Source organism: Crassaminicella indica (assembly GCF_019203185.1).
Lineage (GTDB): Bacteria > Bacillota > Clostridia > Peptostreptococcales > Thermotaleaceae > Crassaminicella > Crassaminicella indica.
Window position 1 is genome coordinate 728256 of sequence record NZ_CP078093.1, and the last position, 24308, is coordinate 752563.

Consider the following 24308-nt stretch of genomic DNA (forward strand, 5'->3'; position numbering starts at 1 on the left):
TTTATATTTTGAATCTAATTATTTCTTTATTTAATTTTAAAGCAAGATCGTTCATTCTCTCTGCTGCTCTTGCAACTTCTTCAACCGCCATAGATTGCTGCTGCATAGATGCACTTACTTCTTCAGATGCTGCTGCTGTTTCTTCTGATACAGCAGATATATTTTCAATAGCTTCTACAATCGCATCCTTATCCGTATTTAATTCTTTAACAAATTTATCTATCAACTCAATTTTTGATATCATACCGTCTATAGATTGAGATATTCTATGGAAAGATCCTGTTACCTTACCTACAGCATCATTTTGTTCTTGAGACCTTTCCTTTACTTGAGTCATAATCTGTACTGTATTGTTACTGTCCCTTTGAATATTTAAAACAATATCCTTAATTTCATCTGCTGCTTCTCTTGAACCTTCTGCAAGCTTTCTTATTTCATCAGCTACAACAGCAAAGCCTTTTCCATGTTCTCCAGCCCTAGCTGCTTCAATAGATGCATTTAATGCAAGCAAGTTTGTCTGCTCTGCTATAGATGCTATTGTATCTAATATACCACCTATATATTTTGTCTTATTATCAAGCTCCATAATTGCTTTTTCAATCTCTTCAGTTGCTTTTGTATTAAGTGCTGTTCGATCCTTTAAATCATCAACAGCCTTTACCCCATCTATATTCGCTTCCATTACTTCATTAGCAGAGTTAAGCATATTCTCTGTATTATTAGTAAGTTCACTAAATTTATCTGCAAGCTTTGATGTAAGCATAGCTCCCTTTTCTGCATCACCAGCCTGTTCTGTTGCACCTCTAGCAATTTCTTCTACAGTTCTAGCTACTTCTTCTGCAGATGCGCTTGTTTCTTCTGATGTTGCTGCTAAATTTTCTGCTGATGCAAGCACTTCCTTAGAAGCATGCTGTACATTTTTTACAAGGCTTCCAATTTCATCAATCATTACATTAAAGCCTTCTCCTAGTCTTCCTAATTCATCATTTGATTTGATTTTAGAAACAACTGTAAGATCTCCTTGTTTAATTTTTTCCATATCCTCAAGAAGAGCTCTGATATGCTTTGTTAATCCCTTTGAGAATAGACGAGAAATCAATAAAGCAATCAGCAGTGAAAGACCACCAATAATCAAAGCTCTATTCTGCAATGCATCCACATTTTCTTTTATCTCATCTAAATATAAAATTCCAATAATAGTCCATCCTAGTTTATCTATCCTTGTAAATACAGCAAATTTCTTTTGATTTTCCCCATTTTCTTCCCATTCGTAATCTACATAGCCTTCCTTTTGCTCTGTTAAAGCTTTGTTGATTTCTTCTATAGGTAATGGTTTTCCAATAAACTCTTTATTTTTATGGATCATTGCATTTAAATTTCTATCTAAAATGACAGGATATCCCTTTTTCCCTATTTTAATAGTATTAATATGACTTGCTAGAGTTTCTAATGAAATATCTGCTGCTAAAACACCTACAAATTCATTATTATTAAATGAATTATAAACAGGAATAGCTACTGTAATTATTTGTTTCCCTGTAGCAGCATCTGTATAAGGCTCTGTCCATACTATACCATTCTGACTAACTGCCTGTTTATACCAGAGTCTCTCTGTAGGATCATAACCTTCTGGCAATTCATTTTCTGGATATATAAACATATCTTTATTCTTTGTTCCTATATAAATAGATTCAGCATCTGGATGTCCTTTTATAAAACCATAGAAATTTTTCATCATCCATTCTGAAGAATCAATATTTCCTAATATCTGCTGAACATTTGCTTCGTGTGACATCTGCACCACGCTTTCTTCAAAGCCGAGCATTTTATTGTTGATAGAATGCTCTATTTCCTTAATTAATCTAAAAGAATCATCCTTTAAGTTATCTTCCATAATCTGAATAGATTTTTGATAAAAACTTATTCCTAATGTTAATAAAGGAATGGTGATTAATAAAATAAAGACAATAGACAATTTTGCACCAATACCAAATTTAATATGCTTTACACTTTTCATATGTATATATTCCTCCTTATAAATTTTTCAAGATACATGCTAATATAATTAGCCGATCCTCATCATGTATTTCTTTTTATTTCGACATTTTTCACCTATTCCCTCCTTTTTTATTTATGCATATAATTCCATTTTTTAAAAAAGCTTGTAAAAAGAATATACTTCCTTTTTACAAGCTTTTACATATATCTTATATTTTTTCTCTCATGAGCGGCATACTCATACATCTTGGACCGCCACGACCTCTTACTAATTCTGAACCTTCTATTTCAACAACCTCTATCCCATGCTTTCTTAATGTTTCATTAGAGGCTTCATTCCGATTATATGTAATCACAACACCTGGAGCAATAGCAAGAGTATTTGTGCTATCATTCCACTGCTCACGAGCTGCTGTTACTTCATCTCCTCCACCACTTTGAATAAAATCTACAGCACTCAAGCCTAAAGCTTTTTTAAAGGTAGTTTTCAAATCCTTCATGACTTCCACTTTGGGATATATTTTTCCGTAGGTTAAGCGAAAAGCCTTTAATCTATCCTCAACACCCGGATATATAGTAAATTTGTCATAATCTACCATAGTCAATACTGTATCTAGGTGCATATATGATCTTTTAAAAGGAATTTGAACAGCAATAACTTCCTTAAAGTTTTTATTTTTTTCAAATAAATTCATGGTCAAATCTTCTATAGCTCTTGCAGATGTTCTCTCACTACAGCCAATAGCAATAACACCTTCGCTCAATACTAATATATCTCCACCTTCTATAGGATTCTTATAGCTATAGTCATACAAAAGAGGTGTACTTTCCTTTTGAAATATAGGATGAAAATCGTATAAATATTTTAAAATCATTGTCTCTCTTTCCCTAGCATGAGTATTCATAGCATGAATGCTCAATCCATTTCCTATAACAGCTCCTGGATCTCGCGTAAAATATAGATTTGGTAGAGGATTGATATAAAATGGATATTCCTCTTTTATATAATCTCCTAATCTCTTCTTTTTTATATTCGGAAAATCTTTTTTGTGAAGTCCTGCAATAAATATTTCTGTTACTTCTTTCTCAGTTTTTTCAATCAAAAACTCTTTAATCATATCTTCTAATTCTGGATCAGCAACTCCACAATTTTCTACCACTTCACAAACTAGCTGCTTTTTCACTTCCTTATTTTTCATAATGTCTTCTAATAATTTTTCATAATAATAAACAGTACACCCTCGAGCTCTTAATGCTTCTGCGAATCCATCATGTTCTTCCTGCATCCTTCTAAGCCACGGAATATCATCAAAAAGCAAAGCATGCAAATACTCAGGAGTTATTCTTTCCAACTCTTTTCCAGGCCTATGAAGCATAACGCCTTTAAGTTTACCAATCTCCGAGCTTACATCTAAAAAAGGTATTTTTTCTCCCATTCCCTCACTCCCCTATTTTGTATTAAGTTATTGAATATTTAGAATTTTATATATATAGTATATCGTTAAAGTTTATTTCTTTCAATTATATTATGCACTATAAAATAAAAATAAACCACCTAGCTTTAACTAAGCGGTTATAAAAATTAACTAGCTTGAATTTTATTTTCTTTATCGCATAAGCTGATTTCAACTGTTTCTGTAAGTATATCTGAATAACTGTAGGAAACTCTCCTTACCGTATTATATCCACCGTCAATACATACCACAAAGATGTTTGGGTAAGTTTGTTCAAGGATTCCTTCTCTTACGGAAATCTTTTTTCTTCCTTTGTTGGCTTTTAATCGAACCTTCTCTCCAACAAGGTGTTCTACATCTTTTCTGATTTTAGCTAAATCATTCACTTTAGCCATCGAATCACCTTCTTTCACAGAATACAGTACCATCATATCACATATAAACACAATTGTCAAATATAAAACTTATTATTATACAATGTATGCAAGTCGTTGTCAACAAATCTTCAAAATTTAATCAGGAAAAAAATTTGCATAAAGCTTTTTTGATCAATAATCCTAAAAATAGAAGAACCAATCGTTCTTCTATTCATAGCCATAATAATTCATAATCCCCTTAGCAATAGCTTTTGCTGCTTTACGCTGGAACTTTTCGTCTCTTAATTTTTCCTCTTCCTTAGGATTTGTGATAAAAGCAATTTCAACATGAATCACACTGCTTTGTACTTCCCTTAAAAGATAAAAATCTGCAACCTTTACTCCCCTTTTAACAGTATTTAATTCGCCGCACAGCTCATCCAAAACAAAATCTGCTAATGTTTCTCCTTCTTTATCCCCTCTATAGTGGTAAATTTCACTTCCTGATATATTTGGATTTGAAAAACAATTTTGATGGATACTGATAAAAAAATTTGGTCTTACTACATTTGCAAGATCTGACCGCTTGCTAAGAGGAACATAGATGTCTTCCGTTCTTGTCTCATATACTGTAGCACCAGAAGCGCGTAATATTTCTGCTAATGCTAAAGATATGGATAAGTTTACATCCTTTTCTCTAAGCCCTGTTGGTCCTATTGTGTCCTCCGCATTCAAACCACCATGTCCTGGATCTAGCACTATTATTTTCCCCTCCAAAGGTTTATTTATACTAGGTTTATTAATTTTTTTAATAGTTACCCCTGTAAAATAATATTTTAAAATTTCTTCAGCTTTTTTTCCTTCTTTGGCCATACTATTTGCCCCATACTGACAAAGCCCTAATCCATCTCCTTTTCCTTGAGTTTCGATCTGAAAAGCAATAGGCTTCCATCCAAATCTTGTTGAATTTAGCCCTAATAATTTCATTACTTCCGTTCCCTTTAATTTCTTTCCTCCTATCTTAAGACTTACAATCCTACCTTCTTCATCTCTTTTTATGTCCTCTATAATCCCTTCTATTGCAGGTCCTTTTGTAGCAGCTACATTAAGTGTTTTTATATTTAACTTTTTTTCTATTTCTTCTAGTGACATCTCAATAGAATGCTTATAGTATGGAGAATTCTTACAATAATCACACAAAACCCTTCTTAGATATAATATTTTATTGCCCTGTATATTTTCTGAATTTTCTGTAGCTCCTCCACAAATAGAATGAAATTTTGCACTTATAGGTTTATTATTCATTGTAATTATTTTTCCATCTGTTTCATTAACAGCACAATTTATCTTTGCCCAATTTTTTTCAAAATCAGCACCCCATTGCTCCTTTAACTGCTTAATCGTTACAATATTGATACAATGCCCATCTGTGCATAAATCTACATTCTTATATTTTGAACATCCTCTTCCTCCAAAGGCTCTGATATTTCTTACTATAAAAGTCCTTGCAATAATAGCCTGTGCTTTTAATGCTTCTAATTCAAAAAATATGGGCATTTGCAAAGGAACAATTCTTTTTACCAATTCTTCTATCGGCTCTGAGACAATTTTATTCTCAATATGGTCATATATCTTAACATAAACTGATAAAGTCACTCTTTACCCCCCTTTATTTTCCTCCATACAGAGTCTGAACAATGGATTAGTATAGAGTGCAAAAAATAGAAAAAAGAGGATACCAAAGGCATCCTCTATAAATCATTTTTATCTATTTTCTTTCAACAACTACAGCTGTTCCCATTCCTCCACCGATGCAAAGAGTAGCAAGCCCTCTTTTTGCATCTCTTTTTTGCATTTCATAAAGTAATGTCACTAATATTCTTGCACCACTTGCTCCGATTGGGTGGCCTATTGCAATTGCTCCACCATTTACATTTACTTTTTCCATATCGAACTTAAGATCTCTTGCTACTGCAATAGACTGTGCTGCAAAAGCTTCGTTTGCTTCAATTAAATCCATATCTTCTACTTTAAGTCCTGCTTTTTCTAAAGCTTTCTTAGAAGCAGGAACAGGACCTATTCCCATAATTGAAGGATCTACCCCTGCAGTTGCATAGGATACGATTGTAGCTAAAGGCTCAATACCTAGTTCATCTGCTTTTTCCTTTGACATGATTACTAATGCTGCTGCACCATCATTGATACCAGATGCATTTCCAGCTGTTACAGTACCATCTTTTTTGAATGCTGGTCTTAATTTACCAATGCTTTCTGCTGTTACACCTTCTCTAATGAATTCATCTTGATCAAATATAATAGTTCCTTTTTTACTTTTTATTTCTACTGGCACTATTTCATCTTTGAATCTTCCTTCTTTTCTTGCTTTTTCTGCTCTATTTTGGCTTTGTGCTGCAAAGGCATCTTGTTCTTCTCTAGTGATTCCCCATTGCTCTGCTATATTTTCAGCTGTAATTCCCATATGGTAGTCATTAAATGCCTCCCATAATCCATCCTTGATCATTAAGTCAACTATTTTTCCATCACCCATTCTATGACCCCATCTTGCTTTTTCTACAGCATATGGAGCTGCACTCATCACTTCTGTACCACCAGCAATAACAATATCATTATCTCCTGTCATAATTGTTTGCGCTGCTAAAGATACTGTTCTTAATCCTGAACCACAAATGATATTTAAAGTTGCTGCTGGAACTTCTACAGGAATCCCTGCTTTTATTGAAGCCTGTCTTGCTACCCCTTGACCTTGTCCTGCTTGTAATACACAACCAAATAATACTTCATCTACTTGTTCTGGCTTCACCTTTGCTCTGTTTAACGCTTCCTTGATTACAATAGCTCCTAAATCAGCTGGTTTAAAATTTTTTAAAGAACCGCCATAGCTTCCTACTGCTGTTCTTACAGCACCTGCTATTACTACTTCTCTCATGGATATTCCTCCCTTATATTTATATAAAATTATTATTACATGATCACGTTATTATGATAATGCAATATTTATGCCAAAATTATTTTTTATCATATTTCACCATTTTCTAGCATTTATCTTAATATTTTTCTATTATTCACCTTTTGCTTTATACAAAATCAACTTTCACTGTAGCTTTTTCCATACACTTTGTTCGTTTTTATATACATTTTGTGAATTTTTCTACATTCTTATTTAAAAATCATACTTGAAATGTATATTCTATTAACACTTCTTTATTCTTAAATATTTTAATCTTTTTTACTAATTTATTTAAATATAAAATATCAATATCATCAAGAATAAATATTTCGTTAACAATACTTCCTACATACTCTTTACTGTTTGTGAATTTTTTAACTATATTTTCCATATATTCTATATTAATCCTTGTTTCTCCTTCTATTTTTTTTATTTTTTTTAAATATATTTTTTTATCTATTATCTCATCAATTAGCATATCTAAAATCCTATCCTTCTTTCGTTCTAATTCATTTAAACGCTTTTTTATATTCCTAATATTTCCATCTTCTTCTTTTATTTTTATTTCATTTTGTATTTCATTTAAAAAGCGTTCTTTACATATATTTTCATTTACCACTTTTTTTAGTTGGCTCAGTATAATCTTTTTTAACAACGCTTCTTTAACATATGCTCCTTTGCAGTATTTCTTTCCCATTTTATTTAATTTTCCACAAATATATGATTCTTTATCTTTTTTATAGTGCATGCTACTACCACATTCTCCGCATATCAATATACCAGAAAAAAGATGCTTTGTTTTGAAAACCTTTCTTCTTTTTTCTTCTAGTCGTTTTTGCACCTCTTCAAAAATTACAGTATCTATAATAGGTGCATGAGTATTTTTCACAATAATAGGTTTATTTTCTTTATTCTGAACCATATCTCCTATATAAAATCTGTTAGAAAGTATTTTTCGAATAGTACTTTGATGCCAAATAGATGTACTGTTTTTTTTCCTTGCTGCTTGGCTTGGTGTTGGATAGCCTTTATCATTTAACTCCTTTGCTATTTTATATAAACCATTTCCCTCTATATACATTGAAAATATTTTTTTTACTACAAAATTAGTTATATCATCAGCAGGAACAATATTGTATTTATCGATTTTTTTATATCCATATGGAGCATGACTACCATTATAATAGCCCTTTTTCGCTCTACACAGCTTACCAAATTTAATTCGCTCGCTCATTTTTTCAGATTCCTTCTGAGCAATAGATAATAATAAAGTAAACATAAATTCATCATATTCCTCTGAATCAAATCCATCCTCTATAGTTACAAATCTTATGTTTCTTGATTTTAAATCTCTAATAAGGATTAATCCTTCTAATGTATTTCTAGCAAATCTTGAAATACTTTTTGTAAGTATCATATCAAAACGATTCTTTTTGCTATCCTCTATCAGCTCTTGTAACCCTACTCTGTTTTTAATGCTTCTTCCACTTTCAATATCTTGATAGATTTTATATAATTGCCATTTTCTATCCTCAATGTATTTTTTAAAATAATTTTTCTGATGTGCAATACTTGTTTTTTGTGTTTCCATCTCTGTAGAAACTCTAACATATACAGCACATCTCAAAGCAATCACTCCTATTTATGATTTAATTTTAATAAAACCAATTCTTTTAAGACTTCCTTTAAGCTTTTTTCTCCTACAAATTTATTTATTACTTTTACTTTATTTTCCATTCTCCTCCCTCCCTTCTACACACTCCATTCCATTAGTGCTCTGTGGGGTGATATGTCCTATCAAATAGAATCTCCTGTAATATATAATATGTATGCAACCTATTGGTGGTGCATACTCCATTTCAGATAGGATTAAGACAAGAAATGGGTAAAAAACTTAATTTTTACCCATTTCTTTAAAATATGAAATTATTTGCTTTTTGTTTGTTTAAGTGCATAAATTTCTTTTTCTGTTTCAATTTCTTTGTGTAATAAGAATTTCAAAGTATCTTTTATGTCAGAAATATTTTGAGATATTTCTGTTTTGAATTCTGTTAAGTCTGCGGTCTGTTCTCTAATAGCTTTTCCATTTGCTTTAATTTCACTAATATCCAATTGCATTTTTGCTTGACCTTTCTTAAGTTCCTTTAATTCAACCAATATTTGTTTCAAAATTTTTTCCATATAAAAACCTCCATAAATTTATGTTTCTTAAAGCGTATAATAATTTATAAGAGAATATCAAATATTTTTAAGTATCTTATTCCATCATAGTAAATATAAATAAGCTTCACTGGTTAATGAAATTTTATCATTTGCTTTAGCTAAGTGCAAGATAATTTAATTTATATTGTAATGAAAAAATGAATTTAAAAATTTTTCAAATGCTTCTTTATCTACAGGTGGACTAAACAAACAACCCTGCCCCATATGACATTTTGCAGCTTTTAAAAATTTCAACTGTTCATTAGTTTCTATTCCTTCTGCAACTACCTCCATTTTTAGAGTCTTAGCCATAGCAATAATCGCAGACACAATAGATTTATTGTTATTATCTATATAAAGATCATTTACAAAGCTTTTATCTATTTTCAATTTGCTAATGGGCAGTCGGCTCAATTGGCTTAATGATGAATAACCTGTTCCAAAATCATCAATAGATAATTTTACCCCTAATTGATTTAGTTTCTCAAATGTGCTAAAAATATTATAAATGTTTTCTGCAGAGATACTCTCTGTTATTTCAAGCTCTAAATATTTAGCTTCTAGCCCTGTCTTTAATAGTATGTTTTTTACCTTTTCCACAAAATCTTTTTGCTCTAATTGTCTAATCGATATGTTCACAGATAAATAAATTGGCATATATCCAGTAGCTTGCCACTTTTTATTCTGCCTACAAGCATTCTCAAGCACCCATTCTCCAATAGAAATTATTCGTCCAGTATTTTCAGCAATTGGTATGAATTTACTTGGCGGAATCCATCCAAATTCCTTTGTCTTCCACCTTAGAAGTGCTTCTGCTCCGACCATTTTTCCTGTATTGATATTTACAATAGGTTGGTAGTAAAGTAAAAATTCATCTCTTTGTAATACACCCTTTAAAAGGTTTTCCAATATAAATTTCTCTTTTGATTGCTTATTCAAATCATTAGAAAACCTTTCAACTCTGCTTCCTTTACTTTCTTTTGCTTTATACATTGCAATATCTGCATGAATCATAAGCGTATCTGCATCTAGCCCATCATCAGGATATACTGCAATACCAACACTAATATCTACATATAATTTATGTTCATTGATTAAAAATGGTTTTTCAAACGAATTCATAATCCTTTGCGCAATCTTTATAGAGCTTTGCACATCATTTATATTTGGCAGCAGTATAGTAAACTCATCTCCTCCAATACGCGCTACAATATCACATTCCCGTACACAGAATTGGATTCTCCTAGCAGCTTTTTGCAGTAATAGATCTCCAACTGCATGTCCTAAATGATCATTAATGTTTTTAAATCCATCTAAATCTATAAAAAATACTGCCATTCTTTCCTTTTTTCTACAAGCATTTATTAATGTATAATGGAGTTTCCCAATAAAAAATGCTCTATTATATAAACCTGTTAAAAAATCTCTAAAAGCCAAATAATTAATCTTTTGCTCCTTGCTTTTACAATCTGTATCATCTCTAATTATTGCAGCAAAGTGAGTAGGCTTTTCTTTATCCTTTATCAAGAACAAATTGATACGCTGTGGATATATTTCTCCATCCTTTCGCTTACTCAAAGCTTCCCCTTTCCACATTCCTTTTTCAAATAAAGACACCTTTATTTTTTTATATATTTCTTTTTCTAAAGCATTAAAAGTCCAATAATTTTTTCCTATTACTTCTTTTTCTTCATAACCCGTAATTTCCACAAAAGCATGATTGACCCATAAAATATTTCCTTCTATGTCTGCAATCAATACACCCTCTGTATTGTTTTCAAGAACCTTCTCAAATATATTTAACTGTTTTAGAAAAACAATTTTATAATCATCCTTCACATTTTTACCTCCTAATGATAAATCTTCCTCCTACCATTAGTATATGAAGGTGATGGGTTATATGGAAAAAAAATAACCCTAAACTTAGGGTTATTTTGATTTCATATAAACAACTAATTTTCTAATAAGAGATTGTTCTCCTTCTATAATAAGATATGCAGCTGGAATTACATATAGCGTAAGGACTGATGAAACCATCATACCAAAAATAATAGAATATGCCATAGGCGCCCAAAGCTGTCCTCCTGAAAGTCCTAAAGGAATCAATGAAATAACAGTAGTAATCATACCTATCATAATAGGTCTAATTCTTGTAGCACAAGCTTCTATAATAGCATCATGTAAGTTTTCATAATCATTTTTAAGCAGCTTAATATAATCCAAAAGAACAATACCATTATTTACAACAACACCCATAAGACTTATCGCACCTAAGAGTGCCATAAAGCCTATTGGATAGCCTGTAAGCTTCAACCCCCATATAATTCCTATGAATGATAAAGGAATAGTACCCATAATAATGAAAGGTTCTCTTAAATCTCCAAACTGCATAACTAATATTAAATAAATAATAGCTACTGCAATAACAGAAGGCACCTTCATAGAAATGAACGCATCATTTCTTTCCTCGCTCGCTCCTCCAAATTCCATCGTATACCCCTTTGGAAGCTTATAATCCTTTAGAGCCTTTTCGACCTTTTTCTGAACAGCTTCTGTATTATAGCCTTCCTTTACAAATAAACCTACTGTAATAGTTCTTTTTGTATTGCGTCTTACTATTTTATTTAAAGCAAATTCATTCTTTATAGTAGCAATTTGATCAATAGGCACATTTTCTCCAGTAATAGTTGATGTAAAGAATATGTCATCTAAAATTTCTTTATTATGCTTATCCTTTTCTGGAATTTTGATAATTACTGGAAGGTCATCATCATCTATATTTTCCTGCTTTAATTTTGTCACTTCATATCCATTAATAGCCATTCTAACAGTAGCAGCAATATCATAATTGCTAAGTCCTACTAGGTTTGCCTTCTCTTCATTCACATTTATATGAAGCTTATAAGAATCAAATCCAAAGGTATCTTGAGTATTCTTTTGTCCCGGAACGTCCTCTACTATATCTTTTACATCGTTTGCTAATTTTTTCAGTACAGATATATCCTCACCTGATATTCTTATCTCAATAGGAAAATCAACAGGCATAGCAATTTCAAGTTTTCTTACATTGATTCTTGCTCCCGGTACTTTGCGATCTAAAAGCTCCTGTATATGCTCAATATCCTTTTGCTTTCCATTGACAATAAATTGGGCCTTATTACTTGCTACCGTATTAGGTACAAAGGTTATATAATATTTTAATGGTCCATCTCCAACCTTTGCCATAAAGGAATCTATAGACTGTTCTTTTAAAAGGATATTTCCTATTTTTTGTACAACCTCCCCTGTTCTTTCTGCGGTACTTCCCTGCTTTATAGCTACATCAATAATATACTGATCTCTTTCTACAGGAGGAAATAGTTGCACCCCTAAGCTTGGTATAATTGCAAGACTTGCAACAAATACAGCTAAAGCAATACCAATAATAAGCTTTGGTCTTTTTAATATAACCTTCAAGTTTTCCTTATATTTTTCTAAAACTTTTTTTGAAAATTTATCAATATCTATATATTTTTCAAGCTTTCTAAAGAATATATTTTTCTTTTTCGCATCTCCTTTTACTTTCAAGAAAGTGTACCCTAGTGCTGGTACCATCGTAAGAGATGTAATATATGAACTAAAGAGTGCGACAGAAACCAATATTGGCAAACTCTTTACGAATTTCCCAGCTACTCCCTGCATCATAGCTAATGGCAAGAAAGAAGCAATACTTGTCAGTGTAGATGTAAGAATAGCAATTTTTACCTCATTAGCACCTCTTATACAAGCTGTTTCTCTATCAAAGCCTCTTTCAAGATAAAGATACATACTATCATTTGCGACAATTCCATTTGCAACCAGCAAGCTTAATGAAATAATCAGTGAAGCAATAGATACTTGATGCAGCTGCATTCCGTTGAGCTTCATATATACAAAAACACTCATAATGATTAAAGGTATAGAGCTAGATACAACCAATGCACTTCTTGATCCCATAGCAATAAGTACGACTAAAACCACAAGAATAATCGCTGATATAAGATTACTCTCAAACAGTTTGATCGCATCATTTACATAATCTGCTTGATCTGTAAATATAGTAATATCCATTCCTTCATATAACTCTTCATTGAAATCATTTATTATAGCTCTCAATCTTTTTCCTATTTTAACCATGTTTTTTCCATCTTCATATTTTACACCTATTACAAGAGCTTTTTCATTATTAAAGGTATCAAACACCTCTTTTTTCTCTTCTGTTTTTACTACCTGTGCAACATCCTTTAGGGAAATCGGATTTCCGCTTTTAGATATCCCTATGACTGTATTTTTTAATTGTTCCATATTCTTATATTCACCAGATGTCTGTACTGGAACCTTTATATGTCCCATTTCTAAATTTCCACCTGGAATATTTACATTATGAGCTTTAATAAGCTTTACAATCGTACTCGGTGCAATCTTATATTGCTCTAGCTTTGCCATGTCTAGATTTATATGAATCTCTTCATTAATCTCTCCATCAATATCTACAGCCTTAACACCAGGATCCTCCTCTAATCGATCCTTTAAATTTTCTGCAACCTCTTTTAAATTCTTATAGCTGTACTGCTTACCTGTAAGAGTAAGCAACATTCCATATGTCTCTGTAAAATCCGTTTCAACCTCTGGCTCCCAAGCTTCCTTTGGTAAATCTTTTTTTACCTCATCTACATCATCCTTTAAATCTTCCCAAACTTTGTCAATTTTTTCATCACTTAAATCTACAAGCGTTACCTTTATAACACCTACACTATCTAATGCAAAGCTCTCAAGATTTTTTATCTCTGGAATTTCATTAATCTTTGTTTCTAATGGTTTGATAATTAACTTTTCAACATCCTCCGGACTTGCTCCTGGGTAAATACACTTCACCATACCTTTAGGAGCAACAACATTTGGATTTTCCTGTCTTTCCATATCTCCATAAATGAAAACCCCTGAAATGAATACAAAGAAACAAATCAACATGACGATACTTCTGTGATTTACACTCCATCTTACCATTATTTCATCGCCTCCACGTTGATTTTATCATTATCCTTTAATTTGAACTGTCCTTCTACAACAATCTTATCTCCTACTTTTAAACCTTCTTTTACTTCTAGCTTATCTCCAATAATTTCTCCTGGCGTAATTTTTTGCTTATGAACAGATCTATCTTTTTCTGAATAAACAAATACAACAGGTCCTTCTGGCATATTTAAAATAGCATCTATAGGAATCAGTAACGCTTTTTCCTCAGATAATGGAATAGTTACCTTTCCTACCATTCCCGGTTTTAATTCATGGTCTTTATTTTTAATAGTTACCTTTACAGGGAAAGTTCTCGTCTGTGTATCAGCTAATGCACTCACTTCGCTTACAGTTCCCTCAAATTCCTTTTCAATTCCATATACATAAACTACAGCCTTTTGCCCTTTTTTAATATTATTGATATTGCTGTCTGCAACACCAACTTCTATTTCTACCTCATCAAGCTGTCCTAATACTATAACAGGATACCCCTGAGCTGCTGTTTCTCCAACCTCTGCTATTTTTTTTAGAACAATCCCATCAATTGGACTTCTAAGACTTGTATCTTTTAGATTTGACTGAGCAGAATCCTTTGCAGCTTCTGCCTGCTCAAGCTCTATTCTTGTATATTCCTTCGCATCTAATGCTTCTTGATATTTGTTTTTAGCTTCTATATACTTTGCTTCAATCTCATCCATCTTAGCTGTTGGAACAGCACCTTCTTCGTAAAGATTTTTTATTCTTTCATAATTTTTTTCAACCAAATCTAAATAAGCCTTTGCTTGGTTTATTTTTGATGGAATTTGGCTATCCATCTTTAATTTTGAAGACTCCCATTTTGATTCTGCTGCTTGAACCTTAAGTTGATAATCATAGCTATCAAGCTGCATAATTATATCATCCTTCTTTACAAAATCTCCTTCATTTACAAAAATATTTTCAATAATTCCTCCTGGAATCTTATAAGCAAGCTTAATAGTCTTTGCTGGCTTTATATTTCCACTTAAAGATATTTGATCAACATAAGCTGCTTCCTTTATTTCCTGTAGCACTACAGGCTTTAATGACTGAGCCATAACAGTTTGATCTTTTTGAAAGCTACACCCTGTCAAAGCATACAGCATACATAAAATACATAAAAATAAAGCAATTCCTTTTCGTCTCATCATAGTTCCCCCTTCTTATTAGCTGTCTATATTATTTTTCATCTACTACAAGACCGTACAGGATAATATCTACCATATCCTGCAAAGCTTCTTTAAATGTCATATCATTTTTCATTAAAAAGCTTCTTTCTACTAGAGCCATCATTGATTCTATAATGATTTTCCTAAAAACAATAGGGTTTACTTTTCTTAATTTTCCACTCTTAATTCCCTCTTCGATCAATTCAACTTCAGGCTCCCATTCATTCAACCATTTTTCTACTTTCATCCACTGTTTTGGATAATACTGCTTCATTTCATAAAACTTACTCATATACATAAGCTTCGGATCATTTGGAAGAATCATAGCAATCGCCTTTAATTTTCCTAATGTATCTAAGCTTTCATCCTCCAAAATAGCTTTTTCTTTTTCTTTCATAGTGGAGAAAAAACGCTCTACAATCGCATCTATTAAGCTTTCCTTTGAACTAAAATTTTCATAAAGAGTTCTTTTACTGACTCCAAGTCTTTTTGCTAAATCGTTCATAGTAAATTTAATCCCTTTTTCTCCTGTTTCCTCAATCGCTGCATCAATTATTCGCATACGCATCCATACCACTTCTTTCCTTGTGTAATATGAAAACTATTTTAGTTTTTTTAGTACCAGTATGATTTTACCACTCGCTCATCCTCCTGTCAAACATGATTTTTTCTTTTATATTTGCTTTTTTCCAAAATTAAGATCACATTCCTTTAAAAATGTGATCTTAATAAAAATTTATACCATATAATCGTTTTAAGATACCTAATATATGCTTTTCATGTTCATATTTTACTGTGTTGAATTTCCATAAATCCTTATATTGATAAATATCACCTAATAAAAATGTTTCATAATATCCTATATCTAAATCTTCATTGATTTGAAACATTTCTATACCTGTTATTTTATCAAGCATTTTAAAAGTCAAAGGGATGCTTTTAAGCTTATCTATATTTTCATCCTTATACACAGAACACCCAAAGACAATTTTTTGAATATTTTTAGGAAGCTTATTTAGATCAATTTCAAATATCTTTTTATTTTCATCACCTTTATAATCTTCATAATACTTAATGCTTTTGTTTTGCATTGGCTGATTATAAAATATAATATGCTGCTTATTGACTCTTTGTTTTTCATCTATCATGAAAGCAAAAAAATCTATATCCAGCAAAGGATAAAAAGTATTTATAAACTCTAGCTCCATACTAAATACTCCTAATCCTTCATTCACTTTTCCTATAATAACTTTTTCACCTTTAATCAGTGATTTTGCCAATATTATCTCCGCCTTCAAAATCAAATTCTAAATTCAAAAACAAAATAGCATTTTCTTTTACAGCATAATTAATCCATCCATAAATGGGCAGATCACAACACTTATTAAAGCTTACAGTTCTTGTATTGATATTTATAACGTTCGTTATTTTTTCGCTATTTATAAAGCATATATGTCTTCTCATTTTTTCTGACAGTATATTTATGAAAAACATTTTTACTTCTTCAGAAGGTTTTCCATTCAGGTTTATAAAGTTTTTTATATATTTTTTTATAAGCTCTCTTCTTAATAATACTTTTTCTAAATCCTCTGTTTTATATGTAGCAATTTCCATATAAACTTCTTTTTTCATTTTACAAAATTGTACTTCAAAATCATCCTTTGTTTGCTCAACTATACTTTTAAAATTACCAGCAATAAGATATTTTTTTAACAAATCACTATTTTGATAAGCATAATAAAAATAATGTCCTAAATCTGTACAAACCCTGCTAATATTTTCAAAAATTTTCTTTGATGGTTCAGATACAGGTTCTATACTGAAATACCCATGAAAAAGTTGTTCAAAAGCATCAGCAACATAATATACATCAAATACAATATCATCTTCTAAATTTTTAGAATAAACCCTCATGATAGCTATTTTATCTATTTCTTTAAAAATATTATTGTAGTAAAATATATGACTTTTTAATTTAAAGTCCAAATTTTTTAATTTTGCAATGAGGCTTTTAATATGAAAATACTGCTCCATAAGCTTTAAACATTCATTTTTATCCATGTCCTCACCTTTACTGTTGACTTCTAAAACCTAATAATTTTTGCTTTTGTGTATCTTCAAGTGCTGTTAACTCTTTTTCTATCATTGCTCTCTTTTCTTTTCCTTCTTGATAAATCTTCATCGTTCCTTCAATAGTTTCAATTAGCTTTTGATGTGTTTGCTTTAGGGTATCCATGCTAATTATCCCTCTTTCACTTTCTCTTGCAATCTCTAATGTATTCATTTTAAGAAGCTCTGCATTTTGCTTTAGCATATTTTCTGTTGTATCTGAAACCTTCTTTTGAAGCTCTAATGCAGCTTTTTGCTTGTTTAAAGAAATAGACAAAGCGATTTGATTTTTCCAAATCGGAATAGTTGTCAAAATACTAGATTGAATCTTATTTGCCAATATTTTATTGTTGTTTTGCATAAGTCTTATTTGTGGAAGAGTCTGAATCGCGATTTCTCTACTCAATTTCAAATCATGAATTCTCTTTTCCATTTCATTTAATAATTGTGCAAAATCATTATATTTTTGAACATCTAACATGTCCTGAGTTTGCTGTGCTTTTTGCTCTAATTCTACAAATATAGTTTCTTTAAGCTCTTTGTATTTCAATTCTCCTGCTGCAATATACATATCTAGTAGCTGAAGATACTCTAAATTTTTATTGTATAAAGCATCTAACATATTTATATCTCTAATCAACTCTTTTCTAGCTGTATCCAGCGAAACAACAATCCTATCTACTGTTTGAGTAACCTCTTCTAACTGAGTCTTTGTACGATCAATACTTCTTTTTATTCTATTGAAAAAAGGGATTTTGCTAGTGATAGATTTCTTTTCCTGAAGTTTCTCAACATCTACTTTTTGAATAGTTGATAATAATAATGTCAAATCATTTCCAACATTGCCAGTATCCTTTGTTCTTACACCTTCTAATATTCCATCTGCAAATTTTGCAATACTTCCTTGAATTTCAGCCCCAAAAGAAGCTATGCTGTTTGTATTCCCTATATTTATCTCTTCTTTTATTTTTTCTAACCTCTCTAAATCCTTTTGATCAAGCTTAGATAAATCAACAGAAGTAAAATCTTTAGAACTCATTCCTCAACCGCTCCTTTCATATGCTTTAAAAATCTGATTCAATTAAATCTTGTATAGTTTTTAAATCTACATTCAAATCTAATTCCTGCTGTTCTTTTATATTTTTGATGGCTGAATATAATTTTTCATTTATCCTTTCTATAGTATCTAATAATTCTTCTCTCTGTTTTTTCAAAGCATCATCTTCATTAAAATGCTTTAATATAGCTTTTATCATTTTAATATATTTTAATAACAATAATTCTTTTACAGATATTATTCGCTCTATATTTTCAGCATAAAATTCTATTATAAAAGAATAGTATGCTACAAAGAAAAGTAAACTAATAAATATATTATGATCTTTTATATCATAAAGAGTCTTCTCTATTTCTTTTAAAGCTTCTTTCCCTTCCTCTAAAACTGTTTTTGTATGATCTTCTGTCTTTTCAACTCCTTGTTCCTTTACTGTGCTTGCTGCAGCTTTTTTTCTTTTAAATAAATTAAATATATTGATCACTTCCTTCTTCGTCATGATCGAATTGAAAAATTTTTCTATTTTATTTATTATATCAAACACCTTATAACTATCAAAGAATTACTTTTCATTGTGAAGTTTAGTTTTTTCAAAAGTTATCTGGAATGAACTGTTCTTTATATTTCATTTTGAAGTTGGATCCCTATATATATCTATTATTGAATTATTAGAATTTTGCAACTTTTCTATAATGTATTGTAATAATTTCCATTCAATGTTATCATCTTAGCAAGCAGTTTTAATGAATTTTTATCAAGTGAATACTTTCGGATGAAAATAATGGGAGAGAGATCTATTTGATCCACCGAAGAAGTAACTCTTTCAGGTAAATAGGACCATTATTGGACGAGCCTCTGGAGAGACTCTATATGGGCACCGAAGGAGCAAGCCTATTTTTGTAGGTGAAACTCTCAGGTAAAAGGACAGAGTAATTTGTTTTCTGGAGGCCAAATCATTTTCATTTGATTTGGCTTTTTTATAATCCATTATTTTAGGATTATAAAAAAAGCCTTCCTAATAATATATTAAGGAGGAAGGAAATATGGAAAAAATAACTGCAATTTTAAACTCAATTGATTCTTTTGTATGGGGACCACCCCTATTGATCCTATTAGTTGGTACAGGTATTTATCTAACTATCAGACTAGGACTTTTACAAGTATTAAAATTACCTTTAGCACTAAGGCTTTTATTTTCAAAGGATCACGATTCTTCTGCTGAGGGAGACGTATCTAGCTTTGCAGCACTTTGTACAGCACTTGCTGCAACTATTGGTACAGGTAATATTGTAGGAGTTGCAACTGCTATTAAAGCAGGAGGACCGGGTGCACTTTTTTGGATGTGGATAGCTGCATTTTTTGGTATGGCAACAAAATACTCTGAAGGACTTTTGGCAGTAAAATATAGGGTTGTAGATGAAAACGGTCAAATGTCAGGAGGCCCTATGTATTATATTGAAAAGGGTCTAGGAAATAAATTTCTTGCAAAAATGTTTGCTATATTCGGCATCGGCGTAGCATTCTTTGGTATTGGTACTTTTCCACAAGTAAATGCTATTGTAAATGCTGCAAAAATCACTCTTAATATGCCAATGATTGTTACATCGATTATCCTCACTATACTTGTAGCACTTGTAACATTAGGTGGTATTAAAAGCATTTCTAGAGTTGCTGAGCTTTTAGTTCCTTTTATGGCAGTATTTTATATCATCGGTTCAATTATAATTCTTGTTATGAATATAGATCTATTGCCAAGCACTATTTTACTAATTATAAAAAGCGCCTTTTCCCCTACTGCAGCCGCAGGAGGCTTTTTAGGAGCAACTGTTATGATGGCTATTCGAAACGGTGTTGCTCGAGGAGTTTTTTCTAATGAATCTGGTCTTGGTAGTGCACCAATTGCAGCAGCTGCTGCTAAAACAAAATCATGTGTTCGTCAAGGACTTATATCTATGACTGGTACATTCTTTGATACTATTATAGTATGTACCATGACAGGACTTGTATTAATATTAACAGGAGTTTGGCAAGGTGATTTGGAAGGAGCAGCCATGACCAATGCAGCATTCAGTAAAGCTGTACCTGGTATTGGTCAGCTTATTGTTACAATCGGACTTATGTTCTTTGCTTTTACTACTATATTAGGATGGAATTATTACGGAGAAAGATGTACAGAATATCTATTAGGTGTAAAGTGGATTAAGCCTTTTAAATACACTTATATATTATTGATCGCAATAGGAGCTTTCTTAAAATTAAATACAATTTGGATTTTAGCTGATATTGTAAATGGATTAATGGCAATTCCAAACCTTATTGGTTTGATTGGATTAAGCAACGTCATTATAACAGAAACAAAGCTCTATTTTCATCAGCTAGAAAATAAAAAACAATTGAGCAAAAAAACTGTTTAAAAAGAGCTGTGCATAACGCACAGTTCTTTCTTATTTCTTGACAAAAATATTAAGTATATTAAAATGTAAACGATTAAATACTATTCTTGATTAAACTAAAATATATTAGGGTATATGAAAAAAGATGAAAAAATTAAAGGAGATGCTTATGTTTAAAAATAATATTGCACTAAAGGATCGCGCTTTATTCGAAAAATATATCTATAGTTATCCTTATAAAGCTTCTGGATTAACTTTTACAAGTCTTTTTATGTGGAGACAGCTTAATGAATTCAAATATGAAATCATTAATGATTTTTTGTGTATTTCAGGAATCAATCATCTAAATATTAACCATAAAGAATATTTTGTTCTTCCTCCATTAACAATAGAAAAATACGACATTCATAAATTGTCCTTGACAATTGATACAATCAAAAATAGATTCGAAAGCTTTAACCACCCTTTTAATATGAAATTAATTCCAAAGTCAATGCTCGAAACTTTTCAACTAGCTAATCCTAAGTTGATCTTTACTCCTGATCGAGCGAATTTTGACTATGTATATTTAAAGGAAGATTTAATTACATTAAGGGGGCGAAAGCTACATTCTAAAAAAAATCATTTGAATTATTTTATGAAAAATATCCCACACAAGTATGTACCCTTAACAGATGCACTAATAGAAGATTGTCTCAGATTAAATATGCGCCTTGTTGAAGCTAAGACTTATAGCACATTAGAAGCTCATTTGATTGATTTAGAGCAAATGGCAGTTTATGAAGCACTCAAAAATATGAAAGCATTAGATGCTCGTGGTGGTGCAATTTTAATAAATGACAAGGTTGAAGCCTTTACTTTAGGTGCAAAGCTAGATGCAGAAACAATGGTTGTCCACATTGAAAAAGCCAATACAAATTATAGAGGCTTATATCAAGCTATCAATCAGCAATTTTGTAAAAATGCTTGTTTAGATGTAAAATATATAAATCGTGAAGAGGATATGGGTATTCCAAATTTAAGGAAGGCAAAAGAATCATATCGTCCTATAAAAATGATTGAAAAGTATGATGCAACCTTTCATAAATAGGTAGGAGGAAAAAAATGATTGCAAAATTATTAACAAAAAAAGATATCCCTGCTGCAAAAAAATTATGGGGATATGCTTTTGAAACAGATGAACCATTTTACAGCTGGTATTTTGAAGAGGTTTTTAGCCCTAAAAATGCTGTAGGTATTTTTAACAAAGGTCAGCTTATTAGTTATTTGCAATTGAACCCTTATACAATTTACCTTAATGGAGCATCCTTTGAAGCCTCTTATGTAGTAGGTGTTATTACTAGCCCTGAGTATAGAAACAAAGGACTAATGAAAATATTGCTCCCAAAAGCAATAGAAGAAATAAATAAAAGAAATCATAGCGTTTCTATCCTAATGCCCTTTGATACTACCTTTTATAGTCCTTATGGGTGGGAGCTATGTTATCGTCAATTAAAATATACTGTTCCTATTGATATAGTAGGTCATTTTGCTTCTGGAGAAAAGTATGGAAATTTCCATAAAATAGATATAAATAAAGACTTTGAAGCTTTAAACATTGTCTATGATTCCTTTTTAAAAAATTATCACGGATATGTAAAAAGAAATAGAAAAAATTGGGATTATATTTTAAAGGACCTTCAATACTATGGTGGATATGCTTGTCTTTTAAGAGATCAAAAAAACAATCCAATCGGCTATATTCTTTATTTTTTAAAGGACAAAAAATTTATTGCAAAGGAAATTGCTTATACGAATATAAAGGCACAAAAATCTATATTTAGCTTTATATATAGTCACAAATCTCAAGCAGTAGCTGTGCAGTGGTCTGCACCTTACAATGATCCTACACAGCTATTTTTAAGAGATACAATTCAACCAGAGCCAACAAATAATCTAAGAATTTATCCATTTATGTGTGGTAGGATCATCAACTTTAAAGATGCTATTGAAAACAGTTCTTTCTCAAAGGATATAAATTTTTCATTTTCAATAAGAATAAAAGATTCATACGCTCAGTGGAATAATAATACCTTTATAATAAAAATATCAAACGGAAAAGCTTCTGTAAAAAAAAGCAATACAGCTTCTGCTGATATGGTATGTGATATTAATATTTTTACACAGCTTTTCTTTGGTGCTATATCTATTGATCAAGCTGTTTTTTTAGAAAAAGTCACCATTAACAATCAGGCTATATTAAAAAATTTCTCTAAAAGTTTTCATTTTAAAAATAATTATATAAATGAATTTTTTTAAAAAAAGAGAATCTAATTTAGATTCTCTTTTTAAGCTTTTAATTTTTTGCCTGAAATTCTATTGACCATAATAGCAATAGCTCCATCTCCAGTTACATTACATGCAGTTCCAAAACTATCTTGCGCAAGATATAGAGCAATCATTAAGGATGTTAAGGTAGGAGAGAAATGAAGCATTGACTCTAATAGTCCTAATGCTGCCATCACCGCTCCACCAGGCACCCCTGGAGCTGCAACCATGGTAACCCCTAGCATCATAATAAATGGAAATATTACTCCAAAAGAGCTTTCCATACCATTTAACATCATTACAGCCATAGCACAGCTTGTAAGGGTGATGGTACTTCCAGATAGATGGATTGTTGCACATAAAGGTATTACAAATTCTGCTACGCCATCATCTACCCCATTTTCTTTTGTCTGATTTAAGGTAACTGGAATAGTAGCTGCTGAAGATTGTGTACCAATAGCTGTAAAATATGCAGGAATCATTGTTCTAATTAATCTAATAGGATTTCTTCCTGCAATAGTTCCTGCAATAAAATATTGCACAAGGATAATAACAATATGAAGAATAATAATCATTAAAAATACTTTAGCAAATACAGACATAATAGTTGCAACTTGTCCTGCATAAGTCATATTTGCAAATATCCCCAATATATGTAGTGGTAATAACGGAATAATAATATTTGAAATAAGTTTTTCAATAATGCTTTGAAATTCTCCCATAAATTTTCTAATCGTATCTCCATTGATAGATGCTATACCTAGTCCAAATATAAACGCAATTAAAAGAGCTGTCATAACACCCATAATAGGAGGCATATCAACTCTAAAAAATGGTGCTACCAAACCTTCTTCTGGATTTGTTGCATTCATCGCCAAACTCCCTACTTGTAAAAAATTCGGAAGTACAATGCTACTTGTAAAGTATGCTAATGATCCTGCAATAATGGTAGATACATATGCAATCCCTGCTGTAATTGCAAGTAATTTTCCTGCACCCTTTCCTAACTCTCCAATACCAGGTGCCACAAAACCAATAATAATCAATGGAATAGCGAAACCTAAGAAGTTTCCAAAAATTCCATTAAATGTTGCAAAGCATTTTACGATTCCCTCTGATCCACTCTTACCAATTAGAATACCCAAAATGATCGCAATAATCAACTTTGGCAACAATCCTATTTTTTTCACTTTGTTATCCCCCTTTACTTTCTTATCTTAGCTCGTTGCAGAATACTACAACTCGC

Annotated in this window: 19 protein-coding genes and 2 riboswitches; of the genes, 3 read left to right on the forward strand and 16 right to left on the reverse strand. The window is 31.2% G+C overall.

Annotated features, from left to right (window positions below):
- Position 1: 1 nt before the first annotated feature.
- The 15 genes from KVH43_RS03465 to KVH43_RS03535 form a co-directional block, all read right to left on the reverse strand.
- Positions 2–2017 carry a methyl-accepting chemotaxis protein gene (locus KVH43_RS03465; protein WP_218283487.1) on the reverse strand — a complete coding sequence of 672 codons (2016 nt, stop codon included), beginning with the start codon at positions 2015–2017 and terminating at the stop codon, positions 2–4.
- Positions 2018–2207: 190 nt separating this feature from the next.
- On the reverse strand, positions 2208–3434 hold the full coding sequence (arcA, locus tag KVH43_RS03470) for an arginine deiminase (RefSeq protein ID WP_218283488.1): 1227 nt from the start codon (positions 3432–3434) through the stop codon (positions 2208–2210).
- Between the two features lie 146 nt (positions 3435–3580).
- The gene (locus KVH43_RS03475; RefSeq protein ID WP_218283489.1) at positions 3581–3847 is read right to left on the reverse strand and encodes a Veg family protein; all 267 of its coding nucleotides are present in this window, start codon (positions 3845–3847) and stop codon (positions 3581–3583) included.
- Positions 3848–4036: 189 nt separating this feature from the next.
- Complete coding sequence (gene spoIID, locus KVH43_RS03480) at positions 4037–5464, reverse strand: stage II sporulation protein D (protein ID WP_255547802.1); 1428 nt, start codon at positions 5462–5464, stop codon at positions 4037–4039.
- 112 nt (positions 5465–5576) lie between these two features.
- Positions 5577–6755, reverse strand: coding sequence for an acetyl-CoA C-acetyltransferase (locus KVH43_RS03485; protein ID WP_218283490.1), 1179 nt, complete (start codon positions 6753–6755; stop codon positions 5577–5579).
- A gap of 241 nt (positions 6756–6996) precedes the next feature.
- The gene (locus KVH43_RS03490; protein WP_218283491.1) at positions 6997–8403 is read right to left on the reverse strand and encodes a recombinase family protein; all 1407 of its coding nucleotides are present in this window, start codon (positions 8401–8403) and stop codon (positions 6997–6999) included.
- Positions 8404–8702: 299 nt separating this feature from the next.
- A complete protein-coding gene (locus KVH43_RS03495; RefSeq protein WP_218283492.1) occupies positions 8703–8957 on the reverse strand; it encodes a hypothetical protein in 255 nt (84 codons plus the stop codon).
- Positions 8958–9113: 156 nt separating this feature from the next.
- The gene (locus tag KVH43_RS03500) at positions 9114–10817 is read right to left on the reverse strand and encodes a sensor domain-containing protein (RefSeq protein WP_218283493.1); all 1704 of its coding nucleotides are present in this window, start codon (positions 10815–10817) and stop codon (positions 9114–9116) included.
- A 90-nt stretch (positions 10818–10907) separates the two neighbouring features.
- Positions 10908–14003, reverse strand: coding sequence for an efflux RND transporter permease subunit (locus KVH43_RS03505; protein WP_218283494.1), 3096 nt, complete (start codon positions 14001–14003; stop codon positions 10908–10910).
- The gene (locus KVH43_RS03510; protein WP_218283495.1) at positions 14003–15178 is read right to left on the reverse strand and encodes an efflux RND transporter periplasmic adaptor subunit; all 1176 of its coding nucleotides are present in this window, start codon (positions 15176–15178) and stop codon (positions 14003–14005) included. The genes KVH43_RS03505 and KVH43_RS03510 overlap by 1 nt, the downstream gene beginning before the upstream one ends.
- Positions 15179–15209: 31 nt before the next feature.
- Positions 15210–15767, reverse strand: coding sequence for a TetR/AcrR family transcriptional regulator (locus KVH43_RS03515; protein WP_218283496.1), 558 nt, complete (start codon positions 15765–15767; stop codon positions 15210–15212).
- 157 nt (positions 15768–15924) lie between these two features.
- On the reverse strand, positions 15925–16479 hold the full coding sequence (locus KVH43_RS03520) for a TerD family protein (RefSeq protein ID WP_218283497.1): 555 nt from the start codon (positions 16477–16479) through the stop codon (positions 15925–15927).
- A complete protein-coding gene (locus tag KVH43_RS03525; RefSeq protein WP_218283498.1) occupies positions 16460–17260 on the reverse strand; it encodes a hypothetical protein in 801 nt (266 codons plus the stop codon). Before KVH43_RS03525 ends, KVH43_RS03520 begins: the two co-directional genes overlap by 20 nt.
- Positions 17261–17270: 10 nt before the next feature.
- Positions 17271–18347: a toxic anion resistance protein gene (locus KVH43_RS03530; protein ID WP_218283499.1), complete on the reverse strand. Its 1077-nt coding sequence runs from the start codon at positions 18345–18347 to the stop codon at positions 17271–17273.
- A 25-nt stretch (positions 18348–18372) separates the two neighbouring features.
- Positions 18373–18906, reverse strand: coding sequence for a hypothetical protein (locus KVH43_RS03535; protein ID WP_218283500.1), 534 nt, complete (start codon positions 18904–18906; stop codon positions 18373–18375).
- A 228-nt stretch (positions 18907–19134) separates the two neighbouring features.
- Positions 19135–19212: riboswitch (glycine riboswitch) on the forward strand.
- Positions 19213–19215: 3 nt separating this feature from the next.
- Positions 19216–19292, forward strand: a riboswitch (glycine riboswitch).
- A gap of 113 nt (positions 19293–19405) precedes the next feature.
- On the opposite strand from KVH43_RS03535, the gene KVH43_RS03540 reads away from it, so the two are divergent.
- The 3 genes from KVH43_RS03540 (at position 19406) to KVH43_RS03550 (ending at position 23053) form a co-directional block, all read left to right on the forward strand.
- Positions 19406–20776, forward strand: a complete 1371-nt coding sequence (locus tag KVH43_RS03540; RefSeq protein ID WP_218283501.1) for an alanine/glycine:cation symporter family protein — start codon at positions 19406–19408, stop codon at positions 20774–20776.
- A 148-nt stretch (positions 20777–20924) separates the two neighbouring features.
- Positions 20925–21845, forward strand: a complete 921-nt coding sequence (locus KVH43_RS03545; protein ID WP_218283502.1) for a DUF2156 domain-containing protein — start codon at positions 20925–20927, stop codon at positions 21843–21845.
- Positions 21846–21859: 14 nt separating this feature from the next.
- Positions 21860–23053 carry a GNAT family N-acetyltransferase gene (locus KVH43_RS03550; protein WP_218283503.1) on the forward strand — a complete coding sequence of 398 codons (1194 nt, stop codon included), beginning with the start codon at positions 21860–21862 and terminating at the stop codon, positions 23051–23053.
- Between the two features lie 29 nt (positions 23054–23082).
- Here KVH43_RS03550 and KVH43_RS03555 read toward each other — a convergent pair whose 3' ends face one another.
- A complete protein-coding gene (locus tag KVH43_RS03555; RefSeq protein ID WP_218283504.1) occupies positions 23083–24252 on the reverse strand; it encodes a dicarboxylate/amino acid:cation symporter in 1170 nt (389 codons plus the stop codon).
- Positions 24253–24308: the final 56 nt, after the last annotated feature.

Bases quoted from the DNA above. Each gene is read 5' to 3' on its own strand.
- KVH43_RS03465 (WP_218283487.1), bottom strand. From the start codon at position 2,017: ATGAAAAGTGTAAAGCATATTAAATTTGGTATTGGTGCAAAATTGTCT.
- arcA (WP_218283488.1), bottom strand. From the start codon at position 3,434: ATGGGAGAAAAAATACCTTTTTTAGATGTAAGCTCGGAGATTGGTAAA.
- KVH43_RS03475 (WP_218283489.1), bottom strand. From the start codon at position 3,847: ATGGCTAAAGTGAATGATTTAGCTAAAATCAGAAAAGATGTAGAACAC.
- KVH43_RS03485 (WP_218283490.1), bottom strand. From the start codon at position 6,755: ATGAGAGAAGTAGTAATAGCAGGTGCTGTAAGAACAGCAGTAGGAAGC.
- KVH43_RS03495 (WP_218283492.1), bottom strand. From the start codon at position 8,957: ATGGAAAAAATTTTGAAACAAATATTGGTTGAATTAAAGGAACTTAAG.
- KVH43_RS03505 (WP_218283494.1), bottom strand. From the start codon at position 14,003: ATGGTAAGATGGAGTGTAAATCACAGAAGTATCGTCATGTTGATTTGT.
- KVH43_RS03510 (WP_218283495.1), bottom strand. From the start codon at position 15,178: ATGAGACGAAAAGGAATTGCTTTATTTTTATGTATTTTATGTATGCTG.
- KVH43_RS03515 (WP_218283496.1), bottom strand. From the start codon at position 15,767: ATGCGTATGCGAATAATTGATGCAGCGATTGAGGAAACAGGAGAAAAA.
- KVH43_RS03525 (WP_218283498.1), bottom strand. From the start codon at position 17,260: ATGGATAAAAATGAATGTTTAAAGCTTATGGAGCAGTATTTTCATATT.
- KVH43_RS03530 (WP_218283499.1), bottom strand. From the start codon at position 18,347: ATGAGTTCTAAAGATTTTACTTCTGTTGATTTATCTAAGCTTGATCAA.
- KVH43_RS03540 (WP_218283501.1), top strand. From the start codon at position 19,406: ATGGAAAAAATAACTGCAATTTTAAACTCAATTGATTCTTTTGTATGG.
- KVH43_RS03545 (WP_218283502.1), top strand. From the start codon at position 20,925: ATGTTTAAAAATAATATTGCACTAAAGGATCGCGCTTTATTCGAAAAA.
- KVH43_RS03550 (WP_218283503.1), top strand. From the start codon at position 21,860: ATGATTGCAAAATTATTAACAAAAAAAGATATCCCTGCTGCAAAAAAA.